13 protein-coding genes and 1 tRNA gene are annotated in these 16,349 nt (G+C 43.7%); 2 read left to right on the top strand and 12 right to left on the bottom strand.

Annotated elements, in window-relative coordinates:
* Positions 1–19: 19 nt before the first annotated feature.
* Positions 20–994, bottom strand: a complete 975-nt coding sequence (locus tag A142_RS12885; RefSeq protein ID WP_019821068.1) for an ABC transporter permease — start codon at positions 992–994, stop codon at positions 20–22.
* A 55-nt stretch (positions 995–1,049) separates the two neighbouring features.
* Positions 1,050–2,684 (bottom strand): ABC transporter substrate-binding protein, encoded by a 1,635-nt coding sequence (locus A142_RS12880; RefSeq protein ID WP_019821066.1) that lies wholly within the window; start codon positions 2,682–2,684, stop codon positions 1,050–1,052.
* 499 nt (positions 2,685–3,183) lie between these two features.
* Between A142_RS12880 and A142_RS12875 the strand changes: the two genes are divergently transcribed.
* Positions 3,184–3,963: a hypothetical protein gene (locus tag A142_RS12875; protein WP_019821064.1), complete on the top strand. Its 780-nt coding sequence runs from the start codon at positions 3,184–3,186 to the stop codon at positions 3,961–3,963.
* A gap of 117 nt (positions 3,964–4,080) precedes the next feature.
* On the opposite strand, the gene A142_RS12870 is transcribed toward A142_RS12875, so the two are convergent.
* The 6 genes from A142_RS12870 to A142_RS12845 form a co-directional block, all read right to left on the bottom strand.
* The gene (locus tag A142_RS12870; RefSeq protein ID WP_019821062.1) at positions 4,081–5,334 is read right to left on the bottom strand and encodes a D-amino acid dehydrogenase; all 1,254 of its coding nucleotides are present in this window, start codon (positions 5,332–5,334) and stop codon (positions 4,081–4,083) included.
* Positions 5,335–5,559: 225 nt separating this feature from the next.
* Positions 5,560–6,486, bottom strand: a complete 927-nt coding sequence (locus A142_RS12865) for a LysR family transcriptional regulator (protein WP_019821060.1) — start codon at positions 6,484–6,486, stop codon at positions 5,560–5,562.
* Between the two features lie 251 nt (positions 6,487–6,737).
* The gene (gene gltS, locus A142_RS12860) at positions 6,738–7,952 is read right to left on the bottom strand and encodes a sodium/glutamate symporter (protein ID WP_019821058.1); all 1,215 of its coding nucleotides are present in this window, start codon (positions 7,950–7,952) and stop codon (positions 6,738–6,740) included.
* A gap of 254 nt (positions 7,953–8,206) precedes the next feature.
* Positions 8,207–8,297, bottom strand: a tRNA-Ser gene (locus A142_RS12855).
* 180 nt (positions 8,298–8,477) lie between these two features.
* Positions 8,478–8,927, bottom strand: a complete 450-nt coding sequence (locus tag A142_RS12850; protein ID WP_017062062.1) for an L-alanine exporter AlaE — start codon at positions 8,925–8,927, stop codon at positions 8,478–8,480.
* A 249-nt stretch (positions 8,928–9,176) separates the two neighbouring features.
* Positions 9,177–11,630, bottom strand: a complete 2,454-nt coding sequence (locus A142_RS12845; protein ID WP_019821055.1) for a hybrid sensor histidine kinase/response regulator — start codon at positions 11,628–11,630, stop codon at positions 9,177–9,179.
* Between the two features lie 171 nt (positions 11,631–11,801).
* On the opposite strand from A142_RS12845, the gene A142_RS12840 reads away from it, so the two are divergent.
* The gene (locus tag A142_RS12840) at positions 11,802–12,371 is read left to right on the top strand and encodes a UPF0149 family protein (protein WP_017062064.1); all 570 of its coding nucleotides are present in this window, start codon (positions 11,802–11,804) and stop codon (positions 12,369–12,371) included.
* Between the two features lie 76 nt (positions 12,372–12,447).
* On the opposite strand, the gene A142_RS12835 is transcribed toward A142_RS12840, so the two are convergent.
* The 4 genes from A142_RS12835 to pal form a co-directional block, all read right to left on the bottom strand.
* Complete coding sequence (locus tag A142_RS12835) at positions 12,448–13,479, bottom strand: potassium channel protein (protein ID WP_019821052.1); 1,032 nt, start codon at positions 13,477–13,479, stop codon at positions 12,448–12,450.
* Between the two features lie 172 nt (positions 13,480–13,651).
* Positions 13,652–14,713: a quinolinate synthase NadA gene (nadA, locus tag A142_RS12830; protein ID WP_017062067.1), complete on the bottom strand. Its 1,062-nt coding sequence runs from the start codon at positions 14,711–14,713 to the stop codon at positions 13,652–13,654.
* A gap of 210 nt (positions 14,714–14,923) precedes the next feature.
* On the bottom strand, positions 14,924–15,712 hold the full coding sequence (gene ybgF / locus A142_RS12825; protein WP_029405341.1) for a tol-pal system protein YbgF: 789 nt from the start codon (positions 15,710–15,712) through the stop codon (positions 14,924–14,926).
* Between the two features lie 33 nt (positions 15,713–15,745).
* Positions 15,746–16,288 (bottom strand): peptidoglycan-associated lipoprotein Pal, encoded by a 543-nt coding sequence (gene pal, locus A142_RS12820; RefSeq protein WP_017062069.1) that lies wholly within the window; start codon positions 16,286–16,288, stop codon positions 15,746–15,748.
* Positions 16,289–16,349 lie beyond the last annotated feature (61 nt).

Here is a 16,349-nt window from a genome sequence, read left to right as displayed (position 1 = left end):
AAATTATCCATCATGCGCCTCAATTCGAGATTCTAGGGTCAAGCCAGACATATAGGAGGTCGGCAATAAAGTTAGCGGTTAGTACCGCTGTCACCAAGATAAGAAGAATGGCTTGGATAAGTGGGTAATCACGAGCAACGATGCCTTTAAGAAGGATGTTCCCCAAGCCTTGGTAGTTAAAAACCACTTCGGTCATGATTGAACCTGCGAATGAGAATCCGATTGCCATTGCAATAGCGGTCGCAACAGGAAGGATGGCATTTCGACCAGCATAGCGATACATAACACGATAACTACTCAAGCCTTTGGCCTCTGCCATCGTTACGTAATCCTCACCCAACACGTTGATCATCGCATTACGCATATTGAAGACCCATGTTGCGATACCAACCAAGACCATTGAGCCCATAGGCAACACAGCGTGTTTGGCTACACTGGAAATAAACTCCCATGTAAAACCTGGCTCTAACGATGGGTCATAGGTGTATGCCAAAGGCAATAGTTCAAGTTTTAAACCGAAGAAATAGAACAACAGTAACGCGGTCACGATGTACGGGAAATTACTAATAAATGCCAAAACTGGCGGAACAATTTGTCCAAATAGCCCTTCACGTCGATACGATGCATACGTACCAATACTGACACCAATGATGAGAGCGACAATCAGCGAACCAAGCGCGAGAAACATAGTCCACGGCAGTGCCATAGCAAGGACATCTGAGACACTTACAGGAAACATAAGTACTGATGGCCCCAAATCCAGAGTAAATACGCTTTTCATATAAGCGAAGTACTGTTCGAAAACATTGCCATCAACAAAACCGTACATTTCTCGAACAGCATCCATTTGAGCAGGATCCATTCGACCTTGAGCTGCAGCGAAAAGAGCATCAACAGGGTCACCTGGCATTAGGCGAGGCAACATGAAATTAAACGATATAGCGATTAAGAAAGCGGTAAAATAGAAGCCAAATCGGCGCATTAAAAACGACATAAAAATCTTTTAACCTAGGGGCTACAACCTAAGCTGTAGCCCTCTCAAAAATAACTTACTTAAGGTGTAGATTGTTGAGAATAATTACTCTCTTACCACCGTCGTACCATACTGGCTGTACGTATGGGTCTTTTTCACTTGGCCAACCAACAATATGTTTAGTACTGTATTGGAACCAAGTTGGGTTAGAAAATAGAGGGATAAAGGGAAGGTTTTCAGCGGTAAACTCCTGAAGTTCACTCAACACTTTCTCTTGCTGCTCTGCATCACCAATTTTGCCGAAGCTGTCGATCAATGCGTCGATTTCTGGTGAATTAACACCGTGACCAGCATGCCAAGTTTTCCCGATTCGAGACGTTGAGAAGTACTCTTGGTACGCCAAGATTGGGTTTGTCGCTACCATTGACCAGTTAATTGACATGGTATATTTGCTTTCTTTCAAATTGCTGTCATATACCGCCCAATCCACGGTCTTAACGTTTGCTTTCACACCCACTTCTTCAAAGTATTCAGATACCATCTGAACCACTTGGATCCAGTCGGTCCAACCGTTTACCACCTCAATATCAAACTCAACCGTTTCCCCGTTTGCTTTGTCGCGGAATCCATCACCGTTTTTGTCAACTAAACCCGCTTCATCAAGTAAAGCGTTTGCTCTTTCAACATCGTAATTAGTTAGATAGCCATATTTCTTAGATACATTTTTATCAATGTGCGTTTCGTATAGCTCACCGATGCCACCAACATTGAAGTTTGCGGTCGGATAACCGTAGGCAGCAATATCAACGATGGTTTCACGATCAAGTGCCATAGAAAGTGCTTGGCGTACTCTTAAGTCATCAAATGGCGCTTCTTTGGTATTTACGTAAAGGTGGATCGCATCATTTGCTGGATACCAAAAATGGTTATTTTCTTTATCCATATCGACAAATGTTGACTCAACGTCAGCAATAAAATTTGAACCCCAATCAATCTCACCTTTGATTAAGGCAGGTTGGATCTGAGAGTTGTCATTGTAAGAACGGAAGTTGATGCAATCTAAATAAGGTCTATTTTCTAAATAGTAATTTGGGTTTCGGCACAGCTCCATCTGTTGCGGTTTAATGTATTTAACCGTCGTCATTGGACCACTACCTACCGGGTTAAGGTTGGTAAACGTTGTCAGCTCTTCAACTTTCGACCAAACATGCTTTGGTACAATATGGTAACGCTCTAAGTTCCAAGCAAATGTAGAATCCGCTTCCGTCAGCTCAAACACGACGGTTCGCGCGTCAATAGATTTGATTTCTTTTAAATTACCTGAAGACCAAATACCTTTCTGGTCAAAAGCTGGTGCCTCTTTAGTCAACATAAAGCTAAAAACAACGTCGTCTGCTGTTAACTTTGAACCATCAGACCACTTCAAATTCTCTCGTAACTTAAGCGTCAATGTTTTCAGGTCAGTTGAATACTCAACCGACTCAGCCAGGCGATAATCAACATCACCTGTCATGTTGTTGAATACGACCAATGGCTCAAACATTACCCCATGCAGTAAGTCTTTAGTTGTATAAGGGTTAAAGTTTTCAACAAAGCCAGTATTGATAATTGGCACCGTTAGTGTACCACCCTGCTTAACTTCATCTGCTTGTACAGAGGCTCCGAATAAAGCTCCAATGGCGAGCGAAGCAATCAATGTCTTTTTGTGCATCACGTTGTCCTTTTAATGATAATAACCAGAAAGAAAGCGCTTTCTTTTAACTTTAAAAAAAGGGGGTGTTTTCGATTCACTATCGGTTACTCGCATCAAGAAACCGCTTTCTTTAGATGGATAATAAGCCGATAGAGTGATTCTTCAACTTACATTTCGGTGAAACGAACCATAGATCACAAATTTAGAATAGATTGAGAATAGAAATACACAACAGTGCCATTCGTCACATTAATTGTTCGCTAACACGAAAAATAATTTAAAAACAATAAGTTAAAACTCACTAATAGTGCCCCCATCGTCTTTCCTAATCGTCGAACCTCTCACCCATCAATGAACTTATGTGCTTTCTTTAAAATAGCCTTTCCGTCGCGATTCTCAACATACATAGACTGTATCTATGTATGATTCCCTCAAAAACAAAAGAAAGCGCTTTCTTGATCACTAAACCTATGTCAGCATACCAGCCATAAAATGTAAGTTCCCCTTTAGGACAACTATGTTTAACTTTTGGAATGGCAATAAATCAGGTAAAAGACAGCACTATGAGTTGGAGCTAATTCATAGCTTGTTGAATTGGGATCCGAACGAACCTATTGTCGTTCACAGCGATAATACAGACTTTCCAAGAGCTGAGGATGAAGGAAATATATTCCGCAAGAATTATGATGTACTCGTCACGGTGGCGGGAAACCGTAAATTTGCTGATAAGCCTGCAATCAAACTCAACTCTCCAATTTGTAAAGGCTTATTAGGACACCGTATCCTAATAATTAGGGAGCAAGATCAACCCACATTCCATAATATCAACAGCAATAAACTGAAATCACTTATCGCTGGAATTCCTGCGACATGGGCTGATGCTGAGCTGTTTAGAGCAAATGGATACCGGGTACTAGAGCAAGGAACGTTACTAGAGATTCTTAAACTTCTCTCAGATAAAAAATGTGATTATGTGTCACTAGGAGCTAATGAAGTTAAAAGCATATACCAAGAACATACCTATTCCCTGGATGGGTTAGTCATAGAAAAAAGTATTGTGCTTTATTACCCTCTCCCACTGGTCTTCTATGTCCACCCAGACAAAACACAACTAGCTCAATTACTGGATGACAAACTGCAAGACTACAAACTCACTGGTCAGTTCGAGCTATTTTTTAACCAACATTTTGGGGACGTAGTGAGATCCATTGGATTAGAACATCGTAAAGCTATTAACCTCGTAAATAAGAAGCTACCGCCAGAGCTAAGGTCATTTAAGTCTCAATTCATCTCGTGATTATAAATAGAAGAAACTTAAAACCATGCACCTAGATTTACAACATTAGGAGCATCCGCTTTATGCTCCTAATGTCGGTATCATCAAGCCATAGGCAAGATAACTAACGGCTTGCTTTTACATATATCGGTGGATACTCAAGTCATCAGTTTTAATATCACTAGCTGAGCCACTGACCACGCTTGCCAAGATCTTTCCTGAGCCACACGCCATTGTCCAACCTAGAGTTCCATGGCCTGTATTGGTAAATAGATTCTTGATAGGCGTCTCGCCGATTATAGGCGTACCATCCGGCGTCATTGGCCTTAATCCAGTCCAGTATTCTGCCTTAGAGAAATCCCCCGCCAGTGGGAAAAGATCTTTTATCACCATATCAATCGTGGCTTTACGTTTTTCAGGAATAAGATAATTGAAGCCAGCAAGCTCTGCCGTACCAGCAATGCGAATACGATCATCAAATCGCGTCATCGCGACCTTGTAGGTTTCATCCATAACAGTCGAGGTTGGTGACTTATCTACATTCACGATCGGTAGTGTTAGTGAATAACCTTTGACTGGATAAACCGGGATAGATAAGTCGACTTGTCTCAACAGATCTCGAGAATAACTGCCTGATGCAACTACGTAAGCGTCCGCTTTGAATACACCTTGAGACGTTGTAATACTCTCGATGTTTTGATTCTGATGATTCAAACTTACCACTTCAGTATCAAACACGAACCTAACACCAAGTTGCTTGGCCTTCTCAGTCAGCGCTAAACAGAACTGATGACAATCACCGGTTTCATCATGAGGTAAATATAAGCCGCCCACCAGCTTGTCTTTAACGTCCGCTAAACCCGACTCCACTGACAGACACTGCTCAACATCAAACAGCGAGTGTTTGATTCCACTCTCTGTTAATAGCTTCATATCCTGCTGAATCGCATCGAGTTGCTTCTCGCTTCGGAATACTTGCAAGGTGCCTTTCTGCCTGCCCTCATAAGCCAAATCTTCACTGATTCTTAGATGAGTGAGACACTCTCGACTGAAGTTCGCCACTCTTAACATGCGTGACTTATTCACGGCGTACTTGGCTTCGTTACAGTTGGCCAACATCTTAGTCGCCCAAGCCACTAATTCCGGAGAAAGTGACGGGGTCACCTTTAAGGGAGCGTGCTCTTGGGTAAGCCATTTCATTGCTTTCAACGGAATCCCAGGCGCCGCCCATGGTGAAGAATAACCGTAAGAAATCTGCCCAGCATTCGCAAAGCTGGTTTCCTTGCCACTACTATCTTGACGATCAATAACCGTCACCGAGTGGCCCTCTTTCGCCAGATACCAAGCACTGGTCAAGCCAATAACACCGCTGCCAATCACAATTACTTCCATTCTCTTCCCCTAATGTCCGACAAGGCCAAAATCTGCCGAACACAGCTGTCAGTCTAAAACTCGTTTCGTTAATGATTTGTAACTTATTCCGCACATGTTGACTTAACAATAGAGATGATGTTGATAAAATGTCAATTCTACTTAAAAACTAATTCGGCAGTTTGAAACTGTGATATTGGCGGTATTTGGGAACTTGGGAGGCGTCGCTAAATAAATCGATGAAGCCTAGATATTGTAAGCGTCATGACTCAAGAAAGTAGCATTTTCAAGTAAGAAATCTAACAAGGTTTCGGCCTGTAGCGTGAGGGCGCGACCTTTCAAAGATTGAACTTTCACCGTCGCCTTCGATAGCATCTCCAACTCGGTCGCAACCACTTCAATCTGTCCTGACTTGATCTCATCGATCACAGTGAGCTTAGGCATAAAAGTTACGCCTAATCCAGCTAAAACAAAGTTAGTCAGTGCGGTCACCGAATTGGTTTGAAGCTTTGGCTGCAAGGTAAGGTGGGAGATTTGTTCGGCCTGCTTTACGAGCCTCCCCATACCGGTCGAGTTATCGATCAAGGCAAGAGAAGCACCTTTAATATCTTGCAGTGTCACTGGTACTTCTTGGGTCGTCAGTACGTGCCCTTTTGGCGCAATAAGCTCTAGAGGGTGACTACGCTCGACGTGTGAATGGAGTTTAGGGTGCGGTGCAGATGCATAGGTGATCGCGAAATCGATCTGTTGATCTTCCAACATTTTCACAGCATCTAAAGCACCAGCTATCTCAATCGATAAATTGATATCAGGGTATCGAGCCATGAAGGTTTGCATCGGTTTAGAGACCAAGTTAGTAATAAACCCTTCCCCAATCGCAATGCTAACGTTACCGCCCTTTAGGTTTTTCAACTTAGTTAGACGAGCCAGCACCGCCGTTTCACTGCGAACAATGGAGCGGTAGTAATTCAACAGTTCGTTGCCCGCCTCAGTCAGCAGTGATTGACGATTGTTGCGTTCCCACACCTTCATTTCTGCTTGTGCTTCAAGCTGCGTCAGCATTCTACTCATTGCCGCAGGGTCAACATTCATCATCTTAGATGCCTTACGCAGTGACCCATATTTTGATAACGCATTCAGATACTCAAGCGCACGGAGATTAAAGTGGTGCATTCAACTTCCTTGTGATTCAACTGACACTTAATCAAGCGTCTCACAAATTTGCTGCGAACACGTATCCCAATTTATCGAGATCGGAATTGTGCTTACTAACTTGTGCACCGAGTCACTTCAAAACATCACATCAAAGGCTGATATACGTGTTTTAGCTTGCTGTCGATAAAACAAAGGCGACAACTTTCGTCATCGCCTTTGTGATCATTATCCCGATGTAAACCTCAAGCAGTTAATAACCGGTCACTTCACTACAGACCAACAAAGAAACTGATCACTAGCGCGTTGATCAAATCAACAAAGAAACCACACACTAATGGCACCACAATGAATGCTTGTGGGCTTGCGCCATAGCGATGAGTTACTGCCGTCATGTTCACAATTGCTGTTGCGGTCGAGCCTAGAGTGATACCACCGAAGCCTGAACATATCACCACAGAGTCGTAGTTTCTTCCCATCAAGTAATAAACGACAAACACAGTAAACAACAGCGAAAGCAAGATCTGGATACTCATGACAACAGAGATATAGCCAAACAGTCCATCGAGATCCCAGATACGCAACCCCATCAATGCCATAGTTAAGAACATGCCTAAGCAGATGTCAGAGATCATCGCTAAACCTTTGCGGCCTTGAGCGATTTTCTCTTGTGTACGACGCTTCTTAAACAGTGCTCGACCGACGTTTCCGATTAGGATACCTGCGATCAAACAGCTAACGAATAACGGCAGTTTTAGGCCCATTGAGTCGATAACCTCACTCAAGCTGTAACCCAGCATCAGTGTTAAGTTTAGGATTAACCACGCCCACAGAACGCCGTAGTGGCTTAGCTCTGTCTTTGTTTCACTTTCTTGGAATGAACCAACCGTGACCTCTTCTTCATTAGAAGGGCTCACTTTGTGTTTATTGAGTAGATAGTTGGCAATCGGGCCACCAATCACACACGCAGCAATTAAACCAACCGTATTTGACGCCACACCTAGCTCTAGCGCGTTAGCGATACCAAACTCTTCCACAAACATTGGCGCCCACGCTAACGTTGTACCTACGCCACCGATTAAGCTAACAGAGCCCGATAACAAACCCGCTTTAGGATCCATTCCAAAGCCAGAAGCTACAGCCATCCCTACCACGTTTTGCAGAACGATAAAGACGGCAGCAAGAAACAATAGAATGAACAACGGTCGCCCGCCTTTAATCAGTGTTTTAATATCCGCTTGAAGCCCAATACCAGCAAAAAAGTAAAGTAGCAAAAAGTCTCTGACATCTAGGCTAAAAGTGATCTGGATTTCAAACAGATAATAAAGCGCAGCCACGGTAGCGGCACAAACAAAACCACCAATAACTGGCTCTGGTAAAGAGTACTTCCTTAATACTTCAGAGCGCTCGATTAAACCTTTACCAATAAACAGTAATGAGATCGCAATAGTAAAGGAGAGCATTGGAGAAACGAGGGTTTCTGTCATGATGCTATAGATTCCTAAGAGTTAAGATTATTCAAAATGTTGCTTACTCTTAATCTTGTAGATCCAGACCAAGAAATCAAGCGTTTATCGGTGATATCAATCGCTAATCTGGATCAATGTGTTTCAACATAAACAGAGCAAAGGCCATCACAAAAAGGATTTGAAAAGGCGACGTCATGGAAGGAGGCAGATTACGTGAATATAGGAGCTCTAAAACGAGAAAACCCCAGCATTTCTGCTAGGGTTTTGAATAGTGGTGGAAGGATGGGGATTTGAACCCCAGATACGCTATAAACGTATACTCGCTTTCCAGGCGAGCGCCTTAAGCCACTCAGCCATCCTTCCACAAATTGTGTGTTGAGCATGTCACTCAACGAGGCGCTACTTTATTGATTCTGCTTGCTTTGGTCAAGGGGCATTCTCAAAAAAAGTGCCTTTTTCGGTTTGTTCGATTACAAATTAACTCATTAGATCAAAAACAAACCAAATTTCATTCTTTCGCTGCACTTACGCTTGTTGCTTTTCTTAAGCTTGTTGATAGTAGCCCGGGACTCGAAACCATTTTCGGCACATATCTAGGAAGTAGCCGTAAAGTACACCCATACCGCACGAGATAACGGCATTACTGGTTACAGCCGTCACGATCTGGTCGCCTGAAGCACCCACTGCCAACAAAATCCCGGCATACACAGGAGATTGGAATAACACGTATGCCATCAAATCAGACAAGTTTTTCATCAATGAGCTTTCTGAAAGCTTTGCACCGTTGCGCAAGAACCAATCACGAAAAACGCCATAAGGCCAAGCGATAGCAATGTTTACCGGAATAGATAACGTTCGAGAAGCAAGAGATTGCTCGAACGTCATACCAGAAATAAACACTTCTACGATCATGCCAGAGATAAAACAGAAAACTACCATAGCAAATGTATCCGCCGCTGCGTTACGAATACAAAATGGACCACGAGACTTCATTGAGCGTTAAACCTAAAATATATCACTACCTATTTAGTGATTTAGCAACATATAAACAAGGCACTTTCACACCCAACCAGATAATGGCACTATTAAATCACAAGATAAGTAGTCATACATTCCAAATTAAAAATCAAGTTGTAAATTAACAACCAAAAACCACTTAAAAAGCAGTCACTTCAACCAAAAATCCAAACCAAGGTCAAACATTAGACAACTCGTTGTTTACTTACCGTAATTAAACAACATTTAAGCCATCGGTAGGTTTACAGTAATAATATTGATGACATCTTGTGTAGGTGGAGTCCCTAATGAAACCTGCTCTAACGCTTTATCAACTTGATAAGTAAGTTCAGCATTGTTCATTGGTTCAACGTGAACACGTAGGCTCTCTAGCGCAAATTGAATCAGTTCTAGGTTGTTGTCTTCTAGTGCCACATACAAGGTCACTAATAGCTCTTCGGTGTTATCTTTGTTTCGCAGATCAGGTTTAGGCAGTGACTCGCTTTTACTTTTAGAATCACGTTGTTTTACTGCTTGGCTTTCGAGATCATCCTCTTTTACTTCATGGTATTGGTAAAGCTTATTTGAATAGCGGAACAACGCATCATCTAGCTCACGCTCATCGATTGGCTTTGCGATAATATAATCCACACCCGCCCCCAGCATGCGCTCGCGAGTCTCTTTAAAGACATCAGCCGTACAACCAAATACCAATACTGATGACACTTCACCGATCAAAGCACGAATCGCTGTAGTTGATTCAACGCCGTCCATCACTGGCATATGGTTATCCATGAGTACCAAATCAAAGGGCTCAGCAACCACGGCTTGTATCGCAAGCTCACCGTTTTCGACGCTCTTACAAGTAAAGCCTTTACTGCTCATGAAGGTTTCTATGATCACCGTATTCGTTCGGTTATCCTCAACGATCAGTACTTTTAAGCCTGAGTAGTCCAACTTCTTATGTGGCAGACTCTCGATCTCGCCAGGCTGGCATGGTTGAATCTTCAAGCGCACATCAAAGCTCGTGCCTATCCCTTCTTCACTGGTGACGGTAATACTGCCATCCATCAATTGGGCAATTTTCTTCACTATTGCTAAGCCAAGGCCTGTTCCACCAAAACGCCTTGTAGTCGAAGACTCCGCTTGTTCAAACGGTTTAAAAATTCGCTTTTGAGCTTCTTTAGATATACCAATTCCGGTATCACGAACTCGAATGCTTAGATAGGTGTCACTCCCCTCAACCACTTCTTTCAGGTACACCTCAACAAAGCCTCTGGAGGTGAACTTCACCGCGTTGTTCAATAGATTAAACAAGATTTGGCGAAGGCGAGCTTTATCTGAGAAGTACCAACGACCCGAAGGTACCTCAGAGTACACTTTGAATTGAAGCCCTTTCTCGGAAGACAATGTGTAGTAAACACTGTTAATACTGCCGATGATCGAATCAAGCGGGAAACGCGTTTCATCAAGATCCAACCTGCCCTGCTCGATCTTCGAGAAGTCTAAGATCTCGTTGAGCAGGGTCATCATATGATCGCCGGACTCATACAAACTCTTTAGATGCTTCTCTTGTTCAGAATTTAGAGGCGTTTTTAATAGGATTTGAGCGGTACCCAATACTCCATTCATCGGAGTGCGAATTTCATGTGACAAGGTCGCAAGGAAAGCGGTTTTTGCATTGGTGGATGCCTGAGCTTTAACCTTTTCCGCTTCGAGATAAATGGTCTTTTCGTTGAAGGTTTTAATCAAATGGCCGATTTCGTCATCACTCGAGTAATCCACATCAATGATTTCGCCCGCTTTCGAGCTATCAACCTGTGCTGCAATCCTTGTGATTGGACTAATCAAATAACGGTTCAATAAGTAATACCCCGCCATGACACAAAGTAGCAGCAGCGGAACAATACCGCCTTCAATGCTCATCACTTGACGAAACACTTCGTCTGCTACCCGTGATTTGGAGTTCACCACATCCACTTGCCAGCCAAAATCACCAAATTGATTGCTACTGATGTAAATGCCTTCAACGAGATTAAAGTTATGCGATACCAACTCTTGGTTAAGCTTATCTCTGAGCGTAATGCCAAGGTTGTATTCTTCGGCGTGGTTCTTGATAAAACCAAGCAGCTCTTCGAGCGAGAGATCCACCGTGGCAACACCGGCAAAAGTACCGTCGTAATAATAAGGGGAAGACGCCGTAATCATTCGAACGTGTGTGTATGGGTCGATATACACATCACTCCAAGAGATAGTGCCTTGTTTTTGGTTGACGACAGAGGTGTACCAATACTCTTCTTGATAAGGGGCATTTTTGGGGTTGTTGTAAGAATATATCTGGTCGATTATTCCATCGTCGGCTTTATTAAAAAAGTAACTGTTGAGAAGCTTTTTAGAATCAAGCGCATAAGGTTCGGGCCAAATACCGGCACTGACAATCGTATCGTCGCTCGCCGCCAACATGGACTTAAAGAGCGGAATAACATCATCACCGTTACGATGCGCTTGAGCAAACCCAACGAGACTGTCTACGAAGCCTCGAGAACTACTGAGTGGCTCTGTAATCAATGCGGATAACAGTTGCGTACGCAAGTCGAGGTTTTGTTGTAATTTGGCGCGCACAGGGGATTCTACGACGTAATACGTCACACTACCGACAATGGCAATAAACATCGCAAGGTATAATCCGAGCGCTACCATGCTTTTTTTCTTTAAAGACGACCGTATCTGCATAATTCTTTTATTGTTTTCTTTTCTGTTAAACCTAGTGTTTATCATCCATGACATCAAGCCTTTTTAGATTGAAGCTTGATTGGCACAAGTTCATTGGTACTATAAGCGCAAATATGTTCCCTTTTACGGTACCTCACTTTGACTTTACAAGATATTCTTGCGCTTCCAGAGTTGGAAGGAAAGCTAATCACAGAACACAAAACAATGGGCTTTGTCACTGCAATGGCAGCGGCACCGAATGTGTTAACCCCGCATGAGTGGCTACCGTTCTTATGGGGTGGCGAAGAAGTCGCACCTTTTACGGATGGTGAACAGCTAGAAAGCTACATTGAAGTTATCATCGAGCTTTGGAATAAAACCCGCCCAGAACTGATTGAAGGGACTTGGGTTTGGCCTGAAGCTTGTCAATTAGACGACGAAGAAGTGGTGAACACTGCCGCTCGTGATTTTTGTGAAGGCTTGCTTCAAGGCTGGCAGATTGCTCGCGACGATTGGGAAACACTAATGCCTGAAGAGAGCGAAGATAACGCACTCGTTGGCGGTGTCCTGCTGTCACTGAGCATGCTTTACGATCCAGAAACGTCAATTGCTACGCTTGCAGAGCAAGGCATCGAAGGCCTAGAGCAATTTGAAGAGATCTTTAACGCTGTACCTGTAATGCTTTGCGGTCTAACACAGCGCGGTATTGCGCTGGCTGAAGCTCAATAAAAGTTGGCTTTATACATACCAAAAGGCCTCATTATGAGGCCTTTTTTCGTTTCTAGACGAGATGAAAATAGTCGCTTTAGAAGCCTTTCCAATCGAAGTCATCAATTCGCTCGTCGGCAATATAGAACAGCTTAGTGCCACTGCTGACCACTTGATCTAACTCTGGGTTGAGTTCAATACCGCTCCCCGTATCAATGGCGATCAGTGTTGCTTGATACTTCTCTTTAAACACAGAGAAAATAGGCGCGACGGTGACAGGCTCAGCGTCTTCAGGGAAGTACGTTGAATACTGTGTCATGCCTCTTGTTGAGCTCAATAACTCTTGATGAAGCGCACTTGATCCTGGGTCTACTGCAGCCTTTGCTAGCATCTCAGCCCCCACAGCTGGAATACATTCTGAGTTAGGGCAATGCTTATGTAGCAAATCGCTCAACGCTTCGTCTTTAAAGTAAACAAGAAGGTGTGCCTTAGGGTTTCGGTTGGCACAGTAAAGCGCCGCAGATAACGTAATGTCGTCTTCTGGATTATCAATCAGGATGCAACTTGCAGACTCAATGCCCGTTTTCTCCATCTCTTTGCCATCGGTGTAGCTGTTTACTTTGACGAAGTTAATTTCACCGGGTAACGGGTTTTCGATATCTGAGCGCGTACATAACACGATTGGTCGTTTACCCGTTTCTTCGTGTTGTAGCATGCGGATGAGATGAATGGTTCTTTGCTCATTCCACCCCAACATCAAAATGTGGTTGTCCACTCTAACTCTCCTTTTTCCTAGCAAGCCCGCTCGCCAATATTCAACACCTTCTGTCGCCACTTTACCGAGTAACGCGGCGAAAAGGCTCAACCCGCCTGGAATCACAAATAGAATAACGATCCACTGCCCCGCTACCGTGGTTGGGGATAAATCACCATAACCAACTGTAGAAGCCGTCACCACCAAATAGTAAGCGAATACGGTAACCGAACTGGTTAAATCTGTTTCACCCGCCAAATACAGCATCGACCACGATAAAGCGATGTAGCCAAGAAAAGTGAACAGTAAATTTTTGCCGTTCAAAACAAAGATGTTTGCTTTGATCCAGCGTTTGAGTTGTAACCAGATTATCATTCGAGCCTCTAATCTTTTCCTCTTACTTACATGCTAGAAAAAATACCTGATATCAACAAGATGTATCATCAGAAAAAGATACATGACCACAAGATTGATATTGGCGGCCTATACGCAGGTACAAAAAAACCAGCACGATTGGCTGGTTTTTTGGGTTAGATAAAAGAGCGGCTTACGCGTTACCTTTTACCTGCACATTTAACTGCTCTGCAAAATCTAGCATGCGGTTCAATGGAATAAGAGACTTAACGCGTAATTCGTCAGAAACGAAGATTTCGTGTTGCTCACCACCATTCTCAAGCGCGTTTTCAATCGCTTCAAGGCCGTTCATTGCCATCCAAGGACAGTGTGCGCAGCTACGACACGTTGCACCAGCACCCGCTGTCGGCGCCTCAATCAGCTCTTTTTCAGGAACCAATTGTTGCATCTTGAAGAAGATGCCTTTGTCTGTCGCAACAATCATCTGTGGATGAGGCAGCTCTTTTGCTTTCTTGATCAGTTGGCTTGTAGAGCCTACGGCATCAGCCAGTTCAACCACACTTGCTGGTGATTCTGGGTGAACCAAGATAGCCGCTTCTGGGTATACCGATTTCATTTTCTTCAAAGCATCAGCTGAGAACTCATCATGAACGATACACTCACCTTGCCAAAGCAACATGTCAGCGCCAGTTTGATTTGCGATGTAAGAACCTAGGTGACGGTCAGGGCCCCAAATAATGGGTTTGCCTTCAGCGTCTAGGCTTTCAACGATTTCTAAAGCGATGCTCGACGTCACTACCCAATCTGCACGAGCTTTAACAGCTGCAGAGGTGTTCGCGTATACAACCACGGTATGGTCAGGGTGAGCATCACAAAATTCTGTAAACTTGTCAGCTGGACAACCAAGATCAAGTGAACATTCAGCTTCAAGTGTTGGCATTAGAATGCGTTTTTCAGGCGTCAGAATCTTCGCAGACTCACCCATGAAACGAACACCAGCGATGATCAAAGTGCTTGCTGAATGACGGTTACCGAACTTAGCCATTTCTAAAGAATCGCCAACGAAACCACCAGTTTCTTCAGCCAGAGCCTGAATTTCAGGATCTGTATAGTAGTGTGCAATTAGAACTGCATCTTTTTCCTGAAGTAGTTTTTTGATGTTCGCGATGTGGGCCTGTTTCTGAGCGTCGCTCAATGGAACTGGCTTCGGCGGAAACGGGTAAACTGTATCGATTTTATCTAGTATATGACTCATTGCTCTTGCTCTACGCAACTTCTTCCGAGAATCCGAGTATTCTACACAGGACAGCGATTGGGATCAAAAAGGATTGGTTGCAAGCAGTGGCTAGCTAATGCTTAAAACGCATAAACAAGGCGACGTGTTGGCATCACAAAGAAGATAAGTAAACACTAAACGGAAGTAATCAGGTATAAAAAAGAGGCGCCTAAGCACCCCTATTTTGTTTTATAAGTGGGTTTTCGCCACTTTTGCCGAAGCACTATTTGGGTACTCGGTCACGACTTGTTGGTAATATTTCTTAGCTTGCGTCGCGTTGTTGTTGCGCGCAGCTATGTCACCAAGCTTAACCAGTGCATCTGCTCGCTTGTTTGAGTCTTTGTACGACACAACAGCGGCAAAGCTCTTCACGGCTTCTTTATCTTGCTTCTTAGCGAAATAAAGCTGACCTAACCAGTAATGTGAGTTAGGTGTGAAGGTAGAATCTGGGAAGTCTTTTTGAAACTTTTGGAATGCGGCAATCGCACCCGTGTAGTCTCGTTGCTTTAGAATCATATCTACAGCATTTTGATAAGCGGTTTGCTCATCCACATCAGTACTGAACGTACCAGAAGCGTCTTTAGAGCCTTCACTCGCCGCCACTGCTACCGTTGCGGTGCCTGCTGCTTTCACCTCACCTCTCACACGGTCCAGTTCAATGAACAGTTCACGTTGGCGCTCTAGCATTTGCTTCATATCGTAGCTATTTCGTTCCAGCTCACCACGAAGTTCACTGATCTCCAGTGCCATGTCGTCGATTTGCTGTTGCATTTGAAGCTGAACAAGGTTGCGATTTTGAAGCAGGCGTTCTAAACGCTCAATATCTGATTCGTTAGATGCAGACGCTGCTCGAGAGGAAGATGATGAATTAGTTGCGGTGCTATTGAGATCGGATACTGGAGCTGGTGCAGCGAACGCGGTGTTCGCTGCACTTGCCAGTAACGAAAGCAAAATAACTCGCTTTGTGTTACTGAACATGAGGCAATTCCTCAATTATATAGCCTACTAAAATTAGTAAACTAGTACTGCGCGACGGTTTTTAGCGTACACATCTTCAGATTGACCTAGAAGAAGTGGCTTCTCTTCACCGTAGCTTACGATAGAGATTTGGTCTGCTTGAACACCTAGAGCTTGTAGGTATTTCGCTACAGCTTGTGCACGACGCTCGCCAAGTGCGATGTTGTACTCAGGAGTACCGCGCTCATCAGCGTGACCTTCAATAGTAACGTTCATGTCAACGTTCTTAACTAGGTAAGCTGCGTGAGCTGCTAGCATTTCTTCGTAATCGCCAGCGATAGTAGAGTTATCGAATGCGAAGTAGATTGTTTGAGTTTCACGTAGCGCTTGCTCTTTAAGCTCTTGCTCAGACAGTTGACCGTTAGCGTCAATTGGCGTTACAACAGTTGTGTCTACGTTGCCTTCTGAACCTGAAGTTGTTTGGTTGCTTTCAGTACCAGATGTTGCAGATGTTGCTTCATCAGTTGAGCTACATGCCGTTACTGCCATCACTGGTAGTGCAATCATCAAGCCTTTAAGAACTTTGTTAAGTTGCATCTTTTTTTTCCTTACGTTATCAAACTTAGTTTCTACAGCGACTAAGTGCTATAGATAGTTA

The organism is Vibrio splendidus 12E03 (genome assembly GCF_000272105.2).
GTDB classification, from domain to species: Bacteria; Pseudomonadota; Gammaproteobacteria; order Enterobacterales; family Vibrionaceae; genus Vibrio; species Vibrio splendidus_I.
Note: the sequence above shows the minus strand (reverse complement) of the source record. Positions and strands in the feature narration are given on the sequence as shown.

Excerpts from the sequence above, each read along its gene's own strand:
- A142_RS12885 (WP_019821068.1), bottom strand. The coding sequence starts at position 994 with ATGTCGTTTTTAATGCGCCGATTTGGCTTCTATTTTACCGCTTTCTTA.
- A142_RS12880 (WP_019821066.1), bottom strand. The coding sequence starts at position 2,684 with ATGCACAAAAAGACATTGATTGCTTCGCTCGCCATTGGAGCTTTATTC.
- A142_RS12875 (WP_019821064.1), top strand. The coding sequence starts at position 3,184 with ATGTTTAACTTTTGGAATGGCAATAAATCAGGTAAAAGACAGCACTAT.
- A142_RS12870 (WP_019821062.1), bottom strand. The coding sequence starts at position 5,334 with ATGGAAGTAATTGTGATTGGCAGCGGTGTTATTGGCTTGACCAGTGCT.
- A142_RS12865 (WP_019821060.1), bottom strand. The coding sequence starts at position 6,486 with ATGCACCACTTTAATCTCCGTGCGCTTGAGTATCTGAATGCGTTATCA.
- gltS (WP_019821058.1), bottom strand. The coding sequence starts at position 7,952 with ATGACAGAAACCCTCGTTTCTCCAATGCTCTCCTTTACTATTGCGATC.
- A142_RS12850 (WP_017062062.1), bottom strand. The coding sequence starts at position 8,927 with ATGAAGTCTCGTGGTCCATTTTGTATTCGTAACGCAGCGGCGGATACA.
- A142_RS12845 (WP_019821055.1), bottom strand. The coding sequence starts at position 11,630 with ATGGTAGCGCTCGGATTATACCTTGCGATGTTTATTGCCATTGTCGGT.
- A142_RS12835 (WP_019821052.1), bottom strand. The coding sequence starts at position 13,479 with ATGATAATCTGGTTACAACTCAAACGCTGGATCAAAGCAAACATCTTT.
- nadA (WP_017062067.1), bottom strand. The coding sequence starts at position 14,713 with ATGAGTCATATACTAGATAAAATCGATACAGTTTACCCGTTTCCGCCG.
- ybgF (WP_029405341.1), bottom strand. The coding sequence starts at position 15,712 with ATGTTCAGTAACACAAAGCGAGTTATTTTGCTTTCGTTACTGGCAAGT.
- pal (WP_017062069.1), bottom strand. The coding sequence starts at position 16,288 with ATGCAACTTAACAAAGTTCTTAAAGGCTTGATGATTGCACTACCAGTG.